This is a genomic window from bacterium (assembly GCA_030647555.1).
Lineage (GTDB): Bacteria > Patescibacteriota > Andersenbacteria > UBA10190 > CAIZMI01 > CAIZMI01.
On record JAUSJG010000013.1, the window covers coordinates 1 to 17,128 of the forward strand.

General features: G+C 43.5%; 14 protein-coding genes and 1 pseudogene. 11 read left to right on the forward strand and 4 right to left on the reverse strand.

Translation table 11 applies throughout. From position 1 onward, the window contains the following. The 7 genes from Q7S57_03520 to Q7S57_03550 form a co-directional block, all read left to right on the forward strand. Positions 1-588 (forward strand): hypothetical protein (locus Q7S57_03520; GenBank protein ID MDO8512317.1); only part of this gene is annotated, 588 nt, incomplete at its 5' end. Between the two features lie 374 nt (positions 589-962). Beyond that, complete coding sequence (locus Q7S57_03525; GenBank protein ID MDO8512318.1) at positions 963-2,246, forward strand: ATP-binding protein; 1,284 nt, start codon at positions 963-965, stop codon at positions 2,244-2,246. A 300-nt stretch (positions 2,247-2,546) separates the two neighbouring features. Beyond that, positions 2,547-5,309, forward strand: coding sequence for a DNA polymerase I (polA, locus tag Q7S57_03530; GenBank protein ID MDO8512319.1), 2,763 nt, complete (start codon positions 2,547-2,549; stop codon positions 5,307-5,309). A 477-nt stretch (positions 5,310-5,786) separates the two neighbouring features. Further along, a complete protein-coding gene (gene csrA, locus Q7S57_03535) occupies positions 5,787-5,996 on the forward strand; it encodes a carbon storage regulator CsrA (protein ID MDO8512320.1) in 210 nt (69 codons plus the stop codon). Between the two features lie 245 nt (positions 5,997-6,241). Beyond that, positions 6,242-7,186 carry a bifunctional DNA-formamidopyrimidine glycosylase/DNA-(apurinic or apyrimidinic site) lyase gene (gene mutM, locus Q7S57_03540; protein ID MDO8512321.1) on the forward strand — a complete coding sequence of 315 codons (945 nt, stop codon included), beginning with the start codon at positions 6,242-6,244 and terminating at the stop codon, positions 7,184-7,186. Between the two features lie 6 nt (positions 7,187-7,192). Further along, positions 7,193-8,458 (forward strand): DUF3048 domain-containing protein, encoded by a 1,266-nt coding sequence (locus Q7S57_03545; protein MDO8512322.1) that lies wholly within the window; start codon positions 7,193-7,195, stop codon positions 8,456-8,458. Positions 8,459-8,701: 243 nt separating this feature from the next. Continuing rightward, entirely contained in the window at positions 8,702-9,649 is a 948-nt protein-coding gene (locus Q7S57_03550) for a hypothetical protein (GenBank protein ID MDO8512323.1), read from the forward strand. 234 nt (positions 9,650-9,883) lie between these two features. Here the strand turns inward: Q7S57_03550 and rpsT are convergent, their stop codons facing one another. Further along, positions 9,884-10,147, reverse strand: coding sequence for a 30S ribosomal protein S20 (gene rpsT, locus Q7S57_03555; protein ID MDO8512324.1), 264 nt, complete (start codon positions 10,145-10,147; stop codon positions 9,884-9,886). A 183-nt stretch (positions 10,148-10,330) separates the two neighbouring features. Further along, on the reverse strand, positions 10,331-11,023 hold the full coding sequence (gene truB / locus Q7S57_03560) for a tRNA pseudouridine(55) synthase TruB (GenBank protein ID MDO8512325.1): 693 nt from the start codon (positions 11,021-11,023) through the stop codon (positions 10,331-10,333). 54 nt (positions 11,024-11,077) lie between these two features. On the opposite strand from truB, the gene Q7S57_03565 reads away from it, so the two are divergent. Beyond that, positions 11,078-12,016, forward strand: coding sequence for a GDP-mannose 4,6-dehydratase (locus Q7S57_03565; GenBank protein ID MDO8512326.1), 939 nt, complete (start codon positions 11,078-11,080; stop codon positions 12,014-12,016). Between the two features lie 234 nt (positions 12,017-12,250). Further along, positions 12,251-12,430: pseudogene (locus Q7S57_03570) on the forward strand (DUF1653 domain-containing protein). A gap of 150 nt (positions 12,431-12,580) precedes the next feature. On the opposite strand, the gene uvrB reads toward Q7S57_03570, so the two are convergent. Then, entirely contained in the window at positions 12,581-14,683 is a 2,103-nt protein-coding gene (gene uvrB, locus Q7S57_03575; protein MDO8512327.1) for an excinuclease ABC subunit UvrB, read from the reverse strand. A 109-nt stretch (positions 14,684-14,792) separates the two neighbouring features. Between uvrB and Q7S57_03580 the strand changes: the two genes are divergently transcribed. Beyond that, the gene (locus tag Q7S57_03580) at positions 14,793-15,185 is read left to right on the forward strand and encodes a helix-turn-helix transcriptional regulator (protein MDO8512328.1); all 393 of its coding nucleotides are present in this window, start codon (positions 14,793-14,795) and stop codon (positions 15,183-15,185) included. Between the two features lie 450 nt (positions 15,186-15,635). On the opposite strand, the gene Q7S57_03585 is transcribed toward Q7S57_03580, so the two are convergent. Further along, positions 15,636-16,202, reverse strand: a complete 567-nt coding sequence (locus tag Q7S57_03585; protein ID MDO8512329.1) for a DUF3800 domain-containing protein — start codon at positions 16,200-16,202, stop codon at positions 15,636-15,638. A 182-nt stretch (positions 16,203-16,384) separates the two neighbouring features. Between Q7S57_03585 and Q7S57_03590 the strand changes: the two genes are divergently transcribed. Further along, the gene (locus tag Q7S57_03590; GenBank protein ID MDO8512330.1) at positions 16,385-16,930 is read left to right on the forward strand and encodes a hypothetical protein; all 546 of its coding nucleotides are present in this window, start codon (positions 16,385-16,387) and stop codon (positions 16,928-16,930) included. The last annotated feature ends 198 nt before the right edge of the window (positions 16,931-17,128 follow it).

Genomic DNA, 17,128 nt, shown 5'->3' on the forward strand with positions numbered 1-17,128 from the left:
CAATATTCAGGTAGATACGTAAAAGCCTACAACGCCTACGGCGAAAGCGCTTCATCGGCTGTGGCAGAATCAGTTTATACAATAACAGAACCCTCTTCTACTGCTTCCTCCACTTCCACCTCTCCCGTCACTTCAATAAAACTGGAAGGTGGCACATATGACCCCAAAACAAAGATCCGTACCATTAATATCTCTCAAGACGGCACCTTGCGTCTTAATGTTATCCTTCCCGATCCGGATCAACTAAGGAAAGCAACTATTTTGATCAACAAAAAAACATACACATTAAAAAGAGAAACAAGAAACGGCAAAGTAATCTTCTATGTCATTCTCACTGATTTCAGACACAAAATAGGCAAATATCCTTATACGCTCTTCGCCGACTACGGTTCCACCCAAGTCAAAGAGAAAGGAGTCATCAGTATCACCGCCCCAAATAACTTTGTTCAGTTGCAAGACGTCAACCAAAACTTCCGAGCAGTCTACAAAAGAACACCCACCTTCACGGAATGGCTCAAATGGGCGAAAGAAGTACTAGTTGGTATTACTAAAGAAAAATTGCAGGCAAAGATGCAATCGGGGAGGTAGGGGTGCTGTATCGTGTAATTGTAATGATGGACGATGCAAGAAGAAGGAATCGGATCATACAAATTATGGTTCTAGCCAAGTATTAGGGCGATTTTAAAGAACGTCTTTGCGAGCCATTGGCCATTCGTGAGAATGGACAAGGCGTGGCAATCTTAACTATCCGCAAGATTGAAATATGCGGGAGATTGCTTTATTGACAACCCTCGCAGGGTCTGCCTCGCCTCGAGCGATGGCTCGCAAAGACGAGAAACGAGGTAGAACAGGCCAGCCGTGTGTCGGGGGAGAGTATTATAAAGGAGTAGGACAGATAGCCGTTAAATTAACCCGGTAATACTATAACTTGACTTAGTAATTTATCGGAGTATAATGGATATATGGAAACAAATACATCAAAATTTATAAAAAGAGATATACTCGAAGATCTAATTAAACATCTTGACAAAAAGCAAATTTCTCTAATAATTGGGCCCAGACAAGTTGGTAAAACAACGCTAATGACTTTTTTGCGTGACTATTTAACCGGCAAGAACGAAAAATCTCTATATCTAAGTTTAGATTTTGAGACAGATCGTAAATATTTTGATTCGCAAATAAGTTTGATAGAAAAAATTAGATTGGATCTGGGGGATAAAAAAGGTTTTGTATTTATAGATGAAATCCAAAGAAAAGAAAACGCGGGGATTTTCTTAAAGGGAATTTATGATATGGATTTGCCTTATAAGTTTATTGTTTCGGGTTCCGGGTCGGTTGAATTAAAAGAAAAGGTGCATGAATCTTTGGCTGGCAGAAAAATGACATTTGAAGTGGAACCAGTTTCTTTTTTTGAATTTTTCAATTATAAAACCGATTATAAGTACGAAAACAATTTAGAAAAATATTTTTTAGTTGAAAAAGATAAGTCGTTTAGTTTTTTGAATGAATATTTGAATTTTGGTGGGTATCCGAGAGTCATACTTGCAGAAACTCTTGAAGAAAAAAAACGAGAATTGGACGAAATATTTAGAAGCTATATTGAAAAAGACATCGCCATGCTTCTTAAGGTTGAAAAAACAGATGCATTTTCTTCGCTTATTAAAATATTGGCATCTCAAATTGGCGGAATCCTTAATTACACAGAGATCGCCAACACGCTTGGGATTTCTTTGCCTACTGTTAAAAATTATATTGATTATTTGGAAAAAACTTATATTGTCAGAAGAATATCACCTTTTTTCAGGAACACAAGAAAAGAAATATCAAAATCACCCATTGTATACTTTCTTGATTTAGGCCTTAGAAATTATGCTTTAGGGGCGTTGGGAAACTTAACGCGCCCGGATGATTTTGGATTTTTGTTTCAAAATCTTACTTTTAACACATTATTTAGTCATTTTAAATTTTTAAATCCAAGAATAAACTTTTGGCGCACAACCGATAAAACTGAAGTTGATTTTGTAATTAATTATACAGAAAGAATTGTGCCAATTGAGGTAAAATATAAAGAATTTTCAACTCCTGTTATTGCGCGGTCTTTGAGGAGTTTTATTGAAAAATATAATCCTGATAGGGCTTTAATTATAACCAAAGATTTTAGTTATAATATTAACATCAACAAAACAGCTGTCGAATTTATGCCGTTTTGGCTATTTGCGATAAATCTAAAGAACAAAAAATTATAAAAAAGCTACTCCCACTTTTGCCAAATTTTGTTATTGCTAAAAGGTGTTGCGGGGGGGGGGTAAGAACTCACAGGTTAAGATATTTGGCGTAGTCGTCACATCGGAAGTGGTGCTTCAGCATCTCTTCCGATGTGGTACCTCGGTTCGTCATTAACGCTAACCAACACCACTTCCGATGAAGTGCCTTAAGCACCACATCGGATGTGGACGCGACGATTCGAGGAGGTTGAAAAAAGGTCGGGATAGTTGTTGGCTTGAATGTGGCTACCCGTGTATCTCGTGTCGTTGTAAGCTTTGAATATGAAAAAGGAACGGATCTTACTCCTCGATGCCAACGCGCTTATTCATCGTGCTTATCATGCTTTACCGCCCTTGACTTCATCTGACGGGGCACCGGTTGGGGCTTTGTATGGTCTTTGCTTAACACTGATGAATGTCCTCAAAACATTCAAACCAACGCACATCGTGGCGGCTTTTGATCGACCGGAAAAGACTTTTCGGCACGAGGAATTTAAGGAATATAAAGGTACTAGAAAAAAGGCGGAACCGGAATTGATTGAACAAATTATCAGAGCCCGCGAAGTATTTATGGCTTTTGGTGTACCGGTGATTGAACTTGCCGGCTACGAAGCGGATGACATTATTGGCACACTTTCCGTAAAAGCGACGAAAGAAAAAATAGAAGCGATTATTGTTACCGGCGATCAAGATTCGATGCAGTTGGTCGATGAGAATGTAAAGGTGTTCATGCTGAAGCGGGGGATCAAAGATACAGTGACGATGGGAGTTTCGGATGTAATTGAGAAATACGGTCTGACGCCGGAACAAATTGTGGACTACAAGGCTTTGCGTGGCGATCCATCGGATAATATTCCCGGTGTGCCCGGCATTGGGGAAAAAACCGCCACCCAACTATTGCAAAAATATGAAACACTTGAAGGTGTTTATTCACACCTCGAAGAATTGCCGGAAAAACTGCGGGCAAAACTGAATGAAGGTAAAGAAAAAGGGCAGATGAGCAAGAGGTTGGCGCAAATTCATCTTTCTGTTCCACTCAAAGAAAACATTGTGGATTTGCTTTGGCAGAATTATTCGCGCGAGCAAGCGGTGGAATTATTGCGCAATTTGGGTTTTTCATCGCTTCTCACGAAAATTCCGGAAGCGGATACGGAAACAATTAAAGAAACGAAAAAGAGCCAAGGGTCTCTTTTGGGTACGGTAAAAGATCCACGGGCAAGCAGGCGAACGTCAGGGTACGAATTGGTAACCACGGAAAAACGCGCTCGCGAAGTGGTGGTATTGCTTAAAAAAAGCAAAGAATTCGTCGTGGATACCGAAACGGATAGTTTGGAGGCACGCACGGCGCCACTTTGCGGAATTTCTTTGGCAATTGAAGAGGGGAAGGCTTGGTATGTAACGAAAGAGTTGGTTCCATTTTTTAAAGACGTTTTGGAAGACGAAAAAATCGGCAAAATGGGCCACAATCTTAAATATGATGTTGAGGTTTTGTTGTTTGCGGGAATTAAGGTTTCGCCGATAGCTTTTGATAGTATGTTGGCGTCATATTGTTTATCTGCCAACACACGCAATCACGGCTTGGATAATTTGGCTTTCACTTTACTTGGTCACGAGATGATACCCATTGAGGCATTGATCGGTCGAAATGGCCGCCCCGCAAGGCGAGCCTCGCCCAGATGGGCGGGCCCAAACCAAAAAGTGATGTCAGAAATTGATTTGGCGGATGTGGCGGAATATTCTTGCGAGGACGCGGATTATACTTTGCGTTTAATTAATCTGTTGCGATCAAGACTGAAAGAGGTTGAAGGACCAAAGCGCGTGTTTGAAGAAATTGAAATGCCACTTGTGCCGGTCTTGGTGGAAATGGAAACGGCCGGAATAAAGATAGATGTAAAAATATTGAAAGAATTGTCGACCAAGCTGGGACGACGCGTTAAAATTTTGGAAAAACAAATTTGCGAACTGGCTGGCGAGGATTTTAATGTCAACTCTCCCGCTCAATTGCAAGATATTTTGTTTAAAAAACTGCAGTTACCGACGGTGGGTATTGGTCGCATTCAAAGTGGTCTTTCTACTGCCGCCGATGAACTAGAAAAACTGGTTGATAAGCATCCGATTATTGCCAAGATTCAGGAATACCGTGAACTCGCCAAACTTAAAAATACCTATTTGGACACGTTGCCGAAACTGCTCGATAAAGAAACGGGACGCCTACACACCAGTTATAACCAAATTGGTACAACTACGGGACGGTTGAGCAGTTCTGATCCCAATCTGCAAAATATTCCCATTCGCACGGAAATTGGCGCGGAGATTCGCAAAGCATTTGTGGCGGAGCGGGGAAAATTATTGGTAGCGGCGGATTATTCGCAAGTGGAATTACGCATCGCGGCGCACGTGGCGCGCGACAAGGTAATGCAACAGGTGTTTAAAGACGGCAAAGATATTCACACCGAAACGGCATCATTTGCGTTAAGAATTCCGAAAGAACAAATCACAAGAAAACAAAGAAGTCAGGCAAAAGAGTTAAATTTCGGTGTTTTATATGGCATGGGCGCTTCTTCTTTTGCGCGGGCGTCGGGTGTGTCTCTTGGTGAGGCGCAAGCATTTATTGCAGAGTACATGCGCACTTATCGTGGGATCGCGGAATATATGCAGGAAGCGAAAGCGTTGGCCTCTTCGCAAGGTTTCGTAGAAACTATTTATGGCAGACGCAGTTATCTTCCCGATATTAATTCCGGTAATTCCATGATTCGTAGTGCGGCGGAACGTGCATCAATTAATCACCCGATCCAAGGTTCAGAAGGGGATATTATTAAAAGGGCGATGGTGGCTGTTCAGGAAAAGATTGATGAAGGCCAGGGTGTGTTTAACGGATCAAAAATGCTTTTGCAAGTCCACGATGAATTAATTTTTGAAGTGCCAAAAGAAAACGCTGAGAAATTTGCCAAGGAAATAAAGCCGTTACTTGAGAATTTGGAAAAACTTGCAGTGCCACTAACGGTTGATCTAAAAATCGGCAAAAACTGGGGAGAGATGGCGTGAGGGGACAGCGGGTAGTGTGTAGGTTCCTATAAACATCCTCTTTATTCCTATCTTTTGTCGTACCAAGATTTGTATATTGTATTTGGTATATAGTATATGGACTTAAGAACCATATATTTCACCCGAAACTAGAGTGAAATACGTAGTATATTCGTTCACCGTAGGGGCAATTCCCTCCGTCGCCAAGGCTATGGTGGGCAAACATGAATTGCCCCTACGGTTTACCGAAACAAAATATAATTGCGATGGAAAACAAATTTAGAACGAAGTAAATAAATCCATATACTATATACTAAATACCATATACAAATCTAAATACCGATTAATTATAGTCATACAGGTATTAGTTGTAGAAAAATACCCCCCCCCGGTGGCTTGACAGGATAATCTTTTTGTTTAACATAGGGGGCGTTATCAGTTCCGCTGTTCTCCCGCCCCCGTTTTTCTGCATCCCCCATGGTGCACAAGGAGGTCCAAATGCTGGTTCTTTCCCGAAAAAAGAACGAAAGTATCGTTATCAACAACGACATCACAATTGTCGTTGTTGAAATCCGCGGTGATAAGGTGCGCCTCGGCGTGGAAGCGCCGAAGGAAGTGCCGGTACACCGCATGGAGGTTCATCTGGCCATCAAGCGGTCTGAACAGGAAAATCCGGTCGAAACGCCCACGCCGGCCGTCGAAAACTGATTCTCGCCAGTCCTCCGCCCGTTTTGCACATTTTTTTTCCATTCGGAAACCCCCGCTACTTCCACGGCGGGGATTTTTTTAAAACCCCAAATCCCAAAACCCAATGACCAACAAAACCCTAAAGTTCTAAATCCTAAAATGTCGACGTTTTGGTCATTTTGATTTGGGGTTTTGTTGGGATTTGGAATTTGGTCATTGGGATTTTTGATGCTTTATTTTTTAACCCAGTTTGATATTATCAGCCAATGCCCGAACTCCCCGAAGTCACCACCATTGTTAGTGACCTTAATAAATTCGCACGCGGTAAGAAAATTATTGCAATAAAAGGCGATACGTCAAAATTGATTCAACCCTATTCTTTCGCCGAATTCAAGAAGAAGGTTGGGGGGCGGTCTTTTGTTGGTTTTAAGCGACGGGGAAAATATGTATTAGGATATCTTTCCGAAAAAAAGATTAAGAAAATGGATCTTGAAGATTCGATTGACGAGGTATTAAAAATTTCAAATTTCAAATTTCAAATTCTCGTGTTGCATATGCGCATGACGGGGCATCTTTTGTTTAGAAATGAAAAGAAAGAGGGTAAAATTGCAAAAGAATATTTCTCTGACCGACGCAACCAATACATCCGTTTTAGTATTATCTTTTCCGACAAGACGCATCTTGATTTTTCCGATCTGCGAAAATTCGGAACATTACACCTTTTTGAGGGTGACGAAATCGGTAAATGTAAAGGAATAGCTACTTTGGGACCTGATGCGTTGGAACATCCATGGAAGCCAGTTGAGTTGCAAGAATTGTTGAAAAGGAAAAATGTCGCTCTTAAACAAGTTTTACTCGATCAAACGGTCATCGCCGGCATCGGCAACATTTATGCCGATGAGATTTTGTGGACGGCAAAACTGCATCCGCTTCGAAAAACAAACACTGTTTCGGTCGAAGAAAGTGAAAAGATTATTCTGGCAATGAAAAAAGTGCTTAAATCAGCGGTAAAACACCGTGGTAGTTCAGTAGACGATTATCGCGACGTTTCCGGAAAAGCGGGAGATTACAGCAAATTTCACAGGGTTTACCAGCGCAAAAATTTGCCGTGCTTCCGTTGTGGCGAAAAAATCGTTAGAATAAAGGTTAACGGACGGGGTACATGTTTTTGCCCGGTCTGCCAGAAACAAAAAACACTCACTCTTCAATAAAAGATTATGGCGATGGACATACGGCCGAATCCGCTTAGAGATAGTTTTTCAAAAAATGATTCTTCGCCGGCGGGGCCAAATGAAAATAAAATACGGTTGATAATTTTCGCGGTTGTCATTGTTTTTATCATTATCATTGGCGGAGCTTGGTATGTTCTTGGCGCGCCGGGCGCGTCGGAAGGTGTGAAGCGCTCAATCGGGAAATTGCCCACAGCGGGAAACAGGAATATGCGTCAAACGCAACAAGGTAATGGTTTGTCGTTTCAATCGCAAACACCGGTTCCTGCTAGCAATCAAAGCCCGCTTTCCGGTCTAATTTGCCCGAATGCCAATCGTCGTCCAATCGCCGTTATGATTGGTTCTGATCCAATCAATCGTCCGGATTCCGGTTTTTCTCTGGCGGACGCGGTGGTGGAAATGCCGGCGCTTACCAGTAATGTCACGCGTTTAATGGCGGTGTTTCAATGTAACGAACCAAAAGAGATCGGTTCGGTGAGAAGTGCGCGTCACGACTTTTTATTTCTTGCCAAAGGAATGGACGCGGTGATTACACACTGGGGTGGTTCTTACTGGGCGTTGAATATGATAAAAAACGAGAGCCATGTTTACGATTCAATTAGTGCTTTGGGTACGGGTAATGGCGCGTTTTTCCGTGTTTCGCGTTATCAGCCGCCTTACAACGGTTACACGTCATATGCCAATGTTTGGGATGCTTTGATTAAAGCGGGTTATCACACGACCGATCGTGCGCCGGCCTACCCGCACACGGATGATACGGCAGTGGCGCAACGTGGCACGGGAGGAACACTGGATATTGGTTGGCCGGGCAGTATGCGTACGCGCTATGTTTATAATCCGACCAATAACACCTACGAACGTTTCTGGGGTGGCGTGAAACATGTTGACGGCATTAATAATCAACAAGTTGAACCGAAGGTTTTGGCCGTTGTCTACACACAACAGCGTTTGGCGAATGGTCCCGGCGGTTATAATGATGTGGATATTGAAAATCGGCCGGGGCTTGATCAAAGTCAGCAAAAGGCAGAAATATATCAGAATGGCCAAGTTATTCCGGCGACATGGTCAAAGAGCATCATTGATAAACAAGATCCTTTACATTTCAAAGACGCTTCGGGAAATGAAATTCCATTTGTAAGAGGACAACTTTGGATTAGTGTTGTGGATCAAGACACGCAAGTGCGCTGGACACCGGGAGTGGCGGCACCGGCGGAGTTGAGCACAGGTACCACGCCGGCAAATTTGGGAGGATAAATTCATAGCATTAAAGAATAAATAAAACAAAGCATCCCCGCGCAAGCGGGGATCTTGTTATTTTGCAATCGAATTTTCAATTATCAATTCCCAATTTTCAATTAATTATCAATGACTCAATTATCAATTACGTCGTCTTTTGATAATTTAAAAATTGATCATTAATTGATAATTGGTCATTGAAAATTGATAATTCACCAGCTTTATTGCTCTGTATGCCATTTACGTTATGATGATTCCACTATGAATTTGTATGTTTTCGCCGGTGAGGACACCTTCCGCTCCCGCGAGGCTTATTTAAAGGCACGTGAGGAAGCAAGGATAAAGAGTGGGCTGGTTATTTTACGTGATGAACAATTAACGGAAGAAACGTTGAGTAATGCGTTGGCCGGTCAAACGCTTTTTGGAACATCGCCTTCACTGGCAGTTGAAGGATTGGCGCGTTTTACGGGTGATCGTGCCGATAATATTTTAGGTATTTTAGAAACCGCGCCTATCTCGATAGAAATGTATATTTGGGAGGGGGCGAAACCCGATGTGCGTTTAAAAATCTGGGGCTACTTAAGGAAACACGCCACGGCATTTAATTTATTCGCGCCACTGATGCCGCAGGAAATACGGAAAATTGCTATTGATAAAATTCAGGAAAGGGGCGGTAAAATTGTCGATGCGGGGTTGCAATTATTAGTACAAGCCTGCGGAACAAACTTGTGGCAGTTGCAAAACGAAATCGACAAGCTTTTGCTTTATGCGTCAAATCGCGAAATTACTCGCGCTGATGTTTTGGCAATCACACCGGTGGAAACGGAAATTAATGTTTTTAGTGTGGTGCGCGCATTGAGTATTGGTGACGGACGCAACGCGATAAAAAATTTGGTGCAGAGTCGTAATCAAGGGGAAGACCCGCGTTTTATTTTGTCACAGGCAGTTCGTGAGGTGCGAGCGCTATTGGCAATTCGTGATCTGCTGGACCGACACCAAAGAGTAAACTCCACCCAATTGGCGGTGCAAGTTGGTGTGCGAGATTTTGTGGTTGAGGGTTTGGTTGGTCCCGCTCAAAAAACAACAACGGTAAAGTTGCGTCGGCTTTTCGATCAGTTAGTGGTTTCGCTCTACGCCCTCAACAGTGGGCGGGCGGAAGCAGATGACGTGCTGGATAGTATTGCACTGCAGTCGATTAGTCAGCAGTAAATAATTTGCTTCACGATAAAACTTTGGCATTGTGGTTTTGTTGACCTTTTAAATCCCAAAACCCAAATCCCAATGACCAACAAAACCGAAAAAAATAAAAATGACCAAACGGCGATTTTGGGATTTTAATAATTAGGATTTTGTTGGGGTTTGGGATTTGGTCATTGGGGTTTAAGAGAGCTGATCATCAAAACACCCACTCGCGTAGGTGTTGTCTGTTCTATGAAGTAGTTACTACTTAATCTTATTCAGCGCTTTCACAAACCGTGACTTGCTACGAGAGGCGTTGTTTTTGTGAACAACGTTTAACTTCGCAGATTTATCGAGCGTCTTTTGTAATTCTTTAACTAGCTTTTCGGCGTCGGTTTTGTTCTTGTCTTTTAAAGCCTTGTGGAATTTTCGTTCCAGATTGGCAAGGAGAGAACGCCACACGTCATTTTGTGCTTTTTTCTTCGCGCTTACGCGCATATATTTTTTCGCTGATTCAACATTTGGCATGAGGGCATACTACAGACACTTTATATTTCGGTCAAGGCTTGGTGATGGGTTAAGGTCGGACTGCCGAGCGGTCCGACCTTGATTGGTCGCATCACGTCGTCGGCCAATGAGGGGCGGACCCCTTGAGGAGTCCGCCCCTACGTCCAAGTCTGGGTTCGATCCCTTCGGAAGTGATTGCCTTGACTATTTTATTTGAAATAATCGTGACTCATTTATTTCCTCCAGTATCACCGCGTCATTTAATTTAAACTCACCGATACTCGTACGTTCAAGTTTTGAAAGATATGCACCGGTTTTCAATGTCTGTCCAATATCACGGGCGAGAGAGCGGATATATGTTCCCGAGCTGACACCGGTTTCGATGTTGATTAACGGATATTCATACGAAATAAGTTTGATATCGTAAATCGTAATTGTTCGCGGTTTTAATTCTACCGTTTCGCCTTGACGTGCTTTTTTATAAGCACATTGGCCATTGATTTTGATTGCCGAAAATTGCGGCGGAACTTGTTGTTGTTCACCTATAAATTTTTTGATAGTCATTGTGATTTCCTCGTTCGTCGGTATTCGTAATTCATCATTCATCATTTGTAATTCGTTAATCACGCCCTCCCTATCATCCGTCGTGCTTGTTGCGCTTAAGGTGATTTCCGCGGTGTATGTTTTCGGCAGGCCAATAATGTTTCCTAATTTCTTTGTTGCACTACCAACACCCAAAATAAGCAGGCCTGTCGCCATTGGGTCCAGTGTTCCGGCGTGGCCTATTTTTTTGATCTTTAACATTCGACGCGCAACCGCCACCACGTCGTGGGAAGTAAATCCGCCGGGTTTATCAACCAAGAGGAAACCGTTCATTGAGTTTAGTTTGTCGTCCATAGCATAAGTATGTTGTATATGAGTTTTTAGTAAATACATGGTATAAACAATGGTATGATGAGAGTCTTGGTTACAGGCGCAGATGGTTTTGTTGGTCACCACATGGTGACACTACTTAAGCAAAAAGGAATCGAAACTATCGGTACGGCATTAGACGCAAAAGCGGCGAGCGACTTGGTTGTACCTGTTCGGCCCTTGAACATTACAAAAACGGAAGAGGTGGCCAGTCTCATTAAACATATTGAGCCGACGCACATTATTCATTTGGCAGGGGTTAGCTCGGTAATGCAATCTTTTTTCGATCCCAATCAGGCGGATGATGTGAACGTGAAAGGCACGGAAAATATTTTGGCGTCCGGCGCGATGTTAAAAAATCCGCCTCTGACTTTGCTGATCGGCTCCAGTGATGAATACGGTATGAATGACGGCAATCCGATTCGCGAGGGTCTTTTGGGCGCTTTGAATCCACTTTCTCCTTATGCGCAAAGCAAAAAAGCGGTGGAAGTGATGGTAGAGAATAACGCGACCTATTTGAAACACTCTATTCGCACGCGTTCGTTTCCGCACATCGGTCCCGGCCAGCAAGGGCAATTTTTTGTTCCGGAGGTGGCAACACAAATCGTGCGCATTGAACGCGGACAACAACGTCCGGTGATTGGGATCGGTAATCTTTCCGCGGTGCGTGATTTTACAGATGTTCGCGATGTGGTGCGCGCCTATTATCTTTTGTTGGAAAAAGGTGTTGTAGGTGAAGTTTATAATGTTTGTTCCGGTACAGCGATGTCAATTGAAGAGTTATTGCGCAAAATGATTGCCTTGTCGAAATTTCCGGTGAAGTTTGAACATGATCCGGAAAAAGAAAGACCAATTGATATCCCTGTTTTGAAAGGTGATGGTTCTAAGTTAAAAGAAGTGACCGGCTGGGTGCCGGAAATTCCACTCGACAAAACTCTAAAAGATATTATTGAGTATTTTCGCAGTCGGGGCACATAGATTTATGGGCGAAGAAGTACGGCCGGGAAAATATCAGCACTATAAGGGCTTGGTAATAAATAAACACTCCATCTTATGTTCACTCCATCCTCAACTACAACCACTTCTCAATCAAAAATCTTTCAACGTACGTTTAGTACGTCTCAAGATTTTGTTCAATCAAAGCGGCCATATTTGAGGCGTATTGAACAGAATATGGAGCGTTTATTTATTACCAAGCCCTAAGGAAATTTCTATGAAGTAATTGGGCTCGCGCGTCACAGTGAAACTCTTGAAGAGTTAGTTGTTTATCGAGCATTGTATGATTCAGAAGAATTTGGTAAAAATTCCATCTGGGTGCGTCCCAAAAGGATGTTTTTGGAGATGGTGGTTGTCGATGGAAAAGAAGTGCAGAGATTTACGCTCGTAGAATAAAAAAGCGCGTCCTTGCGAGGCCACCTATGAGGCGGCCGAAGCAATCTCACGTTGTAATTTTTGGGGATTGCCGCGCCTCGCGCATTTTAAAAAATGCGCGATGGCTCCAGCCGTCACCAAGGTTATGGCCGGCAGGCGCAATGACTGCGGTCACTTTTTCCGCCAGCGTTTGGAACGCGGTTTTTCGCCCTTTAGTTTTTTGATTGTGTCGCGGAGTTTTGCTGCTTCTTCGAAATCCAAATTGGCGGCGGCTAAATGCATTTTGGAAGTCAATTCCTTTAATATGTGTGGCACTTCTTCCGGCGCAACATGTAACTCGCGCGCGACCACATTCGCTTGGTCTTCTTTTTTGCCAGCTAATCGGTCGTCACGTACGGATTTAATAATTGTTGTTGGCGTAATGCCGTGTTTTTTGTTGTAAGCCACTTGAATGGTGCGACGACGATCCGTTTCGTCAATGGCGCGTTGCATCGAGCCGGTAATTTTATCGGCATACATCACCACTTTTCCGTTAGCATGGCGGGCAGCGCGTCCCATCACTTGAATAAGCGCGTGATCACTGCGTAAAAATCCTTCTTTATCGGCATCTAAAATAGCGACCAACGAAACTTCCGGCAAATCCAAGCCTTCACGCAAAAGATTGATGCCAACCAACACGTCGTAAACACCTAAGCGTAAATCACGCAGAATATCCACGCGTTCCAAAGTATCCACGTCGGAATGTAGATATTGCACTTTGATATTGAGATCTTGGAGGTAAGTCGTTAAATCCTCCGCCATTCGTTTCGTTAGTGTGGTCACCAAAACACGTTCGTGTTTTTTAATGCGCTCCTGAATTTGTTCCATTAAGTGGTCGATCTGATTTTCTGTGGGATGAATTTCAATTTGCGGGTCGATGAGACCGGTGGGGCGGACAATGAGTTCAATTATTTTGTCACTTTTGTTTCTTTCTTCCGGCCCGGGCGTGGCGGAAACATAAACCGTTTGGCCGAGACGTTTTTCAAATTCGTCGTAACGCAGTGGGCGATTATCCAAAGCGGAAGGGAGGCGAAAACCGTGGGCGACCAAAGTTTCTTTGCGGGCTTGGTCACCGGAACTCATTCCCCGTACTTGCGACAAAGTAATGTGCGATTCATCAACAAAACCTAAGAAATCTTTTGGGAAAAAATCCAACAACACACCCGGCGGGGTGCCCGGTTTACGTTGATCGATATGGCGGGAATAATTTTCGATGCCGGAAACATAACCGATTGTTTCAATCATTTCCAAGTCGTAGTTCACACGTTGTTCCAAACGTTGCGCTTCCACAATTTTTCCGCGTTCGCGCAGTTCGGTTAAACGTTCTTCCAGTTCTTTCCTAATTTCTACCAGGGCTGTTTTTTGTCTCTCGCGTTCGGCCAAATAAAGTTTCGCCGGATAAACAGTGGCTTCATCCATAATTTGCAAAATTTCACCGGTCAAGGGATCCATGCGTTTTATTTTTTCAATTTTGTCGCCGTTGAAACTTACGCGCAAAACCATGTCATCACTGACGGGGTGAATATCAACCGTGTCGCCTTGTACCCGGAAAGTTCCCCGTTTGAAATCAATATCGTTTCGTTCGTAAAGGGTGTGCGTGAGTTTTAACAATAGATCGTTACGCCGAATTTCTTGTCCCACTTTAAAATTCGCCGCTTCCTTGATGTATTCTTCCGGACTGCCGAGACCGTAGATACAAGAAACGGACGCGACAATAATCACATCGCGACGGGTGAGGAGGGCTTGGGTGGCGGCGTGGCGGAGACGATCAATTTCATCGTTAATGTCCGCGTCTTTTTGAATGTAGGTGTCGGTGCGGGCAACGTAGGCCTCCGGTTGGTAGTAGTCGTAGTACGAAACAAAATAATGTACCGCATTTTCCGGAAAGAATTCTTGGAACTCGCTGGCCAACTGCGCGGCCAAAGTTTTGTTGTGCGACAAAACCAGGGCCGGGCGCTGCAATTTATTAATCACATTGGCCATCACATAAGTTTTTCCACTGCCGGTTACACCCAAAAGTGTTTGGTATTTCAAACCGTCTTGCAGTCCTTTGGTTAGTTGTTCAATAGCGCGCGGTTGATCCCCAGCCGGAGGAAACGGGGAATGGAGTTTGAATAGCGATGTTTCTCTCCCTGACAAGAGCTTGTCCCCGACCTGATCGGGGAGAGGGTGAGGGTGGGTTTCGTTAGTAGTCTTCTTCTTCATCCAACAAAGCTTACTCGCCAAAATTATCATTGACAAGGAATAAAAACGGTGGTTATATGATGCATTGTTCTGTAAAATCCATAACGCTTCGGGCCTAAGAGTTTCAGAAATTGTTTTCAACCCCTCATGGAGTACGCTAATGATCAGCGAACAAGAACCTGTTGATTTCGGCGAAATCTTAAGAATCGCGAGAAAGAGATTGAGCAAAAACGCTGCACAGATGGCTGATGAACTAGGTGTGAAGGCTTCGACGGTCTCGCGTTGGGAAACGAATAAGTGCATATTCCCCGTAGAGAAATTCGAAGCAGTTTCCCAAGCTTACGTCCTAGACGCCACTGAAAAAGGCATAATCTCTCAGTTCTTACGAAACCCAACAAACAAACTCCTTTCTAAAAGCCATCCAAAAGTCGCGGGTTCAGAAAGGATGTCATTGGGCGCCAAAATATTTATCTGCTGGGTTGAATTACCAAAAGCAGAAAGGCAAAAATGGCTCAAAGTCATGCAGGCTTATGAGGCATCAGGCGTCGAATAACCAAACCCCAAAGGCGCTGTCCTCATTGCGGATCCAGAGTTGTTTTCTGTTGAGGATGGGGTTTGGGAGCCCGAAAAGGAAGCAGTTCTTGTTTGGAAAAAGTAGAAATTAGATTGAGACCCCCCCGTGCGGTTTTCCGCCCGGGTTTTTTTGCGCGGGTGCAAAAACAACCCTGAGCCTGTCGAAGGGTTTAGAGCTTCTTGTTTCGATCAATCGAAACGCAAACCTGCATCCACTCCAGGAGCGGAGCAAGGTTGCTCCGCTCCTGGAGTGGAACTGGTCGTTCTGAAAATAAAGTTAGCGAAATCAGTGACCGACCCCGGCGTGCGGGGACGGTCCCTGATTTGTCGGATGCACCATTGACTTTTGTCTGTTTTGGGGGTAGGTTGGACGTAAGAAGCAACCGAAAACTTCCTGAAAGGGTTGTGGCCGAAAGGTCTAGGTTGCTTTTTAAATTTCCTTAATAATTCCCTTGCCACACGCTTTGTCAAAAAGCGGTTTCATTGTTTTGTCTTTTTCTGTTCCGTCTCGTACAAAACCCGCTATTGCGTCCGCTAAACGGATAAATTCCTCTGATTCGTCTCTTGCGCCGCGTGTCAATTTTGTTTTGACTCGAAGTTTTCGAAGACCTGCTGCAAACCGCTGTCTTTCATTTTTGCTCAAACCATCGACATAAACTGTGGCAAGATACTCTTCATCGCCAAAATCCAGAATTGCTTTTGCAGTAGAGAGAATTGTTAAATCTACGTATTCACGCGAATTGAAATAATATGAGAAATATATTTTTCCCAAAAACTTCTTTTCCTTAAGAATTCGGTTGATGTATTGAACGCGTCGGTCACTGGTGGTTTTTGTCCACTTTTTTGTTTTTCTTGAACTTTTTTCGATATCGCGAAGTAATTCGCGCAATTCCTCTCTTTTTTCAGAAACTACGACGATGGCAACGAAAAATATGTTGCCAAGCGTATCTTGTCCAGATTCGTCCACATAAACATCGAATTTATTAAGAAGGGGCATACTGAAATAATATATCATCGAAGACTGATTGGGCGAGGGCGGGGCGGATTTTATTAGTTTTTGACAACATATTTAAATAGTGCAAGGCTGAGGCGTTGTTCTTTGTCTGAACATTCACAAGAGTAAAGGGGAACATTGTGGTCGATCTAGTATTTCCTCCGCCCGCCAAATGGTGGTGTGGCATGGCTGATTTCGATTTCTCCCAGGCGTTGAAGGGGCATGAGGCAGTCTTCCGAAAGACTTTCGATCGTGGCGGGCGCCACAAAGCATTTTGTTGGACCCACACGCTGGCCGTGGGTACGTCAAAGTATTTGCCACACGGGTATTATTGTGGCCAAGCGTGTTTTGTCGAGCGTGCTTGGAAAACCTGGGGTAATTTCCGTTTAGCGTGTTTTTGGACTGGGGAAAAGACGGCCAAAAATGTCTATTATGGAATCGTACCTGAAAGTTTTGTTCTCATCCCGTCAATGCATTACTTGAGACGAGTAGTAACCAGTCTCGCTGAAAGGCTTGAGTTTAAAATCGTGCGGGGTGGCGCAGATTTTTTAGAGGCAAAACAAGTTCGAATAAAGGTGGAGAAAGATAGATTTCACTTGGGCTTTGGTTGGAAACGTTACACAAAAGTTTTTCAAGATGGTCTAAGGGAATTAGAGGTAACTGCGCAGGAAGCAATGCACACCGGTTACCACTTGAGTATTTTTCGTAGTCACAATATTCTTCGCAAGTAGAAGTCATCCGCGTCATCGAGACGCGGTTTTTTTATTTTTCTCATCAGAGAAAAATAATCCCCCATAGCTCATCAGCGCGCGCGGGTGTTTATTAGGAGTCTCCATAAAAGGAAACACCCAATAAACACGAATCGTTCCCACGTGGGTGACGAAAAATTTATTTGCTTAAAATATAAAAGTGGCATAAAACAATATTGT